The organism is Streptomyces capoamus (assembly GCF_014654935.1).
GTDB lineage: Bacteria > Actinomycetota > Actinomycetes > Streptomycetales > Streptomycetaceae > Streptomyces > Streptomyces capoamus.
The window spans coordinates 229,018-233,245 of the sequence record NZ_BNBF01000011.1 but is presented as its reverse complement, the minus strand read 5'-3'; the positions used below and the strand labels follow the sequence as shown (position 1 = coordinate 233,245).

Below are 4,228 nucleotides of genomic sequence, written 5' to 3'. Positions count from 1 at the left end.
GTGGATGGGCACCACGAAGTAGATCCACCACGCGGAGAACACGATCAGCAGCCCGCCGGCCGCGATGGGCAGCAGCTCGCCCAGCGCGTCGTGCTCGTCCACCCCCGACTTCACGGCCACCGTGGCCGCGGCGATCGTCTCCCCTAGCACGATGATCGTGAACAGGCCGTACCGCTCGGCGATGTGGTGCGGGTGCCAGGAGGTCTGCTGGACCCTCTCCGCGTACAGCGGCACGGACAGTTCCGCGACCGCCATCACCAGGAACACCCACGGCCGGGCCGGCTCGGGCAGCAGCACCAGACCCAGCCAGCCGACCTGGCACAGCAGCACGCCGCACGCGTACCGCAGGGCCGTGGTCCGCTCCCCGCCCGACGCCGAGCGCGCGGCTCTCAGCCACTGCCAGGCCATCGCCAGCCGCATGATCAGGTAACCGAGCCAGACCAGCAGGAAGTCGTGGTGCGCGGCGGCCCGGGAGACGCCCGCGGCCAGGACCAGGACACCGGCGATCTGGATCAGGGTGACGATCCGGTACAGCACGTCGTCGTTGTCGTACGCCGAGGCGAACCAGCTGAAGTTCATCCACGCCCACCAGATGGCGAAGAAGACCATCGCGTAGTCGAGGATCCCCTCGCCCGCGTGCCCGGCCGCGACGGCGTGCACCAGCTGCACGCCCGCCTGCGCGATCGCCACGACGAAGCACAGGTCGAAGAGGAGTTCCAGCGGGGAGGCGACCCGGTGGGTCTCGTCGCGCCCGCGCGCGGTGAGGCGTCGCAGGGGGCCGGAGGGATGCGGTGCGCCCGAGGGAGCGGGTGCCGGGGCGGAACTCGACGTCATGGTCCCAGCACAGCAGAAAACCCCCGTGAAATCTTGTGAAGGCGTTCACAAGCGTGTCCGGCTCGCCCGGTGGGCCGGCCGGGCGGGCGCCGTACCCTTGTGGCATGAGCAGCGCCCCCGAACCCGAACCGCGCGACCCGAAGCCCGCGCTGGTCTTCGACGACCCGCTGGACCAGCAGTCCTCGGACGACACCGACCGCGGGTGGGGCGACCGCCCGGACGGCGACAGCGCCGCGGACCTCCGGCGCTTCCTCGACGAGAAGCCGCCCCACCACCTCTGAGTCGCCGCCGGGAGCCGTGGGGCCGCCGGCGAGGGAAGCTGGGCAGCCGGGAGCCGTCCGGCCTCGGGTGAGGGATATCGGGCCGCCCGGGAGAGTAGCTGGGCCGCCCCCGAGAGAAGCTGGGCCGCCCGCGACGGAGGCGGTCCGTCGGCGAGGTGGGCCGGGGCGCCCGTGAGGGGTCTCGGGGTAGCCGTGAGGGGAGCCCGGCCGTCCGTCGTAGTCGTCGGGCCGCACCCGGCAGAGCTGCTAGCGTTCGCCGCGTTCCGGTCCGCGCTGGGCGAGCAGCGCGTCGCGGATCTCCTTGAGCACCTCCAGCTCGGACACCTCGACGACCTCCTTCGTGCCCTCCCGCGCCGCCTTCCGGGCGGCCTGCCGGGCCAGGTACTTCGACATCGGCAGGACCATCAGGAAGTACACGACCGCGGCTGTGATCACGAAAGTGAGCGTGGCACCCAGGACGGAGCCCCACAGGATCGGCACCCCGCTCCTGACCGCGCCGTCCGCGCCGACCCGGCACGGGTCCTTCAGGCACGAGCTGTAGTTGTCGAGGTTCTGCGTGCCGATCGCGCCGACCACCGGGTTGATGATCCCCTTCACCACCGCGTTGACGATGTTCGTGAAGGCCGCGCCGATCACCACCGCGACTGCCAGATCGACGACGTTGCCGCGCATCAGGAAGGCCTTGAAGCCGTGCCAGACGCTCGGTTCCTTCTTCTCCTTCTTCACGCTCACGTAGCGGACTCTCCTCGGATGCACAGGATGTGGAACGAAACGCTCCGCAACCTAACAGCAGGCCGCGGACGGCACGTCCGAGTCGGTTCAGCACAGCGTCACCGCCAGGCGTGCGGTGGTGCCCGCGCCGACCAGCCGGGCCGCCGTGGCACGCGGCACCGTCAGCACGACCAGCGCGCCACTCTCCACCTCGCCGTCCAGGGGTTCGGGCACCTTCGCCACCCGTACCCCGCGCGCGAGCACCCGCACCCCGCCTCCGGCCGACGGGTCGGCGGCGATCACGTCGACGTGGTCCCCGGGCCGGAGCAGCCGCACCGTGGCGGCGTCGGCGATCCGTACCGGTGCCGTCACGCTCTCGGCCACCGGGTGCCGGCGTACGGGGTCCGCGGTCCGGTGGGCCCGGGTCCGATCGGCGTCGGGCGGGCGCGTAACGGTCCGGGGACCGGCGGCCACGAGCGCCACCGCGGTCACCGCGAGGCCGGCCGCGACGGCCCGCCGGGGGTGCCGGACCAGCCGCTGCAGCAGGTACCGCCCTCCGCGCACCCGTACCGGATCGAACGGGGGCACCTCACGGGTCGGCGGGGCGTCCGTGCCCAGCGGGACCGTTGGGCGCGGGTGAGGGAGGGAGGAGGGGGCGGGGAGCGAGGAGGGTGAGGGGGAGGACGGCGGGGGCCAGGGGGAGGAGGGCAGCGAGGGGGGCGAGGGCATGGGGATCACCGCCTGCGGCGAGGGGTTCGGCTTGCGGTCCCACGATGAGGGCCCGCGCCGGATCCCGCCGGGCCCCGTGGACCGTCGGCCGGTTGTGGACAACTCGCTCACCCGAACGAGAAGTTCCGCGCCCCGGCTCCCGCCCCGGCTCCCGCTCGCGGACGCCGCTCCCTCACCCCACGCCCGGCGCCGCCGCTACGGCAGGTCGAACCCCGGGTCCATGCCCCCGAGGGCGTTCGTGCACAGGCAGTCCCGGCCCCCGGTGTCCGGCAGTGCCGCCACCGCGTCGAACAGGACGCCGCGCAGCCGGTCCACGTTGGCCGCGAACACCTGCAGCACCTCCTCGTGGGAGACGCCCTCCCCCGTCTCGGCGCCCGCGTCGAGGTCGGTGACCAGGGTCAGCGAGGTGTAGCACAGCTCCAGTTCCCGGGCGAGCGCGGCCTCGGGGTGGCCGGTCATGCCCACCACCGACCAGCCCTGGGCCTGGTGCCACAACGATTCGGCGCGGGTGGAGAACCGCGGCCCCTCGACCACGACCAGCGTGCCGCCGTCCACCGGTTCCCAGTCCCGGCCGCGGGCCGCCTTCAGCGCGGCGGCCCGCCCGGTGGGGCAGTAGGGGTCGGCCATGGACACGTGCACGACGTTCGGCACGGTGCCGTCGGGCAGTGGCAGCCCGTCGAAGTAGGTCTGCGCCCTGGACTTCGTGCGGTCGACCATCTGGTCCGGTACGAGCAGGGTGCCCGGGCCGTACTCGGGGCGCAGCCCGCCCACCGCGCACGGGCCGAGGACCTGCCGGACGCCGACGGAGCGCAGGGCCCACAGGTTGGCGCGGTAGTTGATGCGGTGCGGCGGCAGGTGGTGGCCCCGGCCGTGCCGGGGCAGGAAGGCGACCCGCCGGCCGGCGATCTCACCGAGGAAGAGGGAGTCGCTGGGCGCTCCGTAAGGGGTGTCCACCTGGATCTCGGTGACGTCGTCCAGGAAGGAGTAGAAACCCGAGCCGCCGATGACACCGATCTCTGCGTTCGCCATGACCAGCACACTAGCGGGCGCTCGGCGAGCGCGGGGGGCCGGTGCCGGGGTACGCCTCGGGGGAACGCCGAAGACCCTGCCGTCGCGGGACGGCAGGGCCGGGGTGAGAGGGTCTCAGGCGGCGGAGCTGCTGGTGGAGCTCGACGACGAGGAGGACGAGGTCGAGGACGAGGACGTCGAGGAGGACGTCTTCGAGTCGGACGACGAGCCGGCCGGCTTGGACGCCGGGGAGCTGCTCGACGTGGAGCCGCGCGAATCGTTGCGGTAGAAACCGGAGCCCTTGAAGACGATGCCGACCGCGGAGAACACCTTCTTCAGGCGGCCCTTGCAGTTGGGGCACTCCGTCAGGGCGTCGTCGGTGAACTTCTGCACCGCCTCGAGGCCCTCGCCGCACTCGGTGCACTGGTACTGGTAGGTCGGCACTGTCTTCCTCCTGGCACTCTCACTCAATGAGTGCTAACGACGATCCATAGTGACGTATTCCTGGGAATCAGTCCACCGTGACGGGCACGCGGTGACCGACGCCACGCGCGACCGTGCGGTGCGGCTGCCGTGGGACCAGCCGGGAACGCAGCGTCACCAGGGTCGCCAGCGCGAGCACCGTGCCGGCCATCGGCACCAGGAATCCGGCGCCGTCCCACAGC

Annotated in this window: 6 protein-coding genes and 1 pseudogene; 1 reads left to right on the top strand and 6 read right to left on the bottom strand. The window is 72.5% G+C overall.

Features of this window, described 5'->3' with window-relative positions; translation table 11 throughout:
* Positions 1–834: low temperature requirement protein A (locus IE312_RS19590; protein WP_229900149.1), on the bottom strand; the 834-nt coding region annotated here is incomplete at its 3' end.
* 104 nt (positions 835–938) lie between these two features.
* Between IE312_RS19590 and IE312_RS19585 the strand changes: the two genes are divergently transcribed.
* A complete protein-coding gene (locus IE312_RS19585) occupies positions 939–1,115 on the top strand; it encodes a hypothetical protein (protein WP_189983513.1) in 177 nt (58 codons plus the stop codon).
* A 246-nt stretch (positions 1,116–1,361) separates the two neighbouring features.
* Here the strand turns inward: IE312_RS19585 and mscL are convergent, their stop codons facing one another.
* From mscL to IE312_RS40905, 5 genes and pseudogenes are all read right to left on the bottom strand, one after another.
* Positions 1,362–1,841: a large conductance mechanosensitive channel protein MscL gene (gene mscL, locus IE312_RS19580; protein WP_189983587.1), complete on the bottom strand. Its 480-nt coding sequence runs from the start codon at positions 1,839–1,841 to the stop codon at positions 1,362–1,364.
* A 93-nt stretch (positions 1,842–1,934) separates the two neighbouring features.
* Positions 1,935–2,555 carry a hypothetical protein gene (locus IE312_RS19575; protein WP_229900147.1) on the bottom strand — a complete coding sequence of 207 codons (621 nt, stop codon included), beginning with the start codon at positions 2,553–2,555 and terminating at the stop codon, positions 1,935–1,937.
* 195 nt (positions 2,556–2,750) lie between these two features.
* Positions 2,751–3,584 (bottom strand): S-methyl-5'-thioadenosine phosphorylase, encoded by an 834-nt coding sequence (locus tag IE312_RS19570; RefSeq protein WP_189983511.1) that lies wholly within the window; start codon positions 3,582–3,584, stop codon positions 2,751–2,753.
* A 114-nt stretch (positions 3,585–3,698) separates the two neighbouring features.
* Positions 3,699–4,007: an FmdB family zinc ribbon protein gene (locus IE312_RS19565; RefSeq protein WP_189983509.1), complete on the bottom strand. Its 309-nt coding sequence runs from the start codon at positions 4,005–4,007 to the stop codon at positions 3,699–3,701.
* A gap of 67 nt (positions 4,008–4,074) precedes the next feature.
* Positions 4,075–4,228, bottom strand: a pseudogene (locus tag IE312_RS40905) (MFS transporter); the annotation flags it as partial.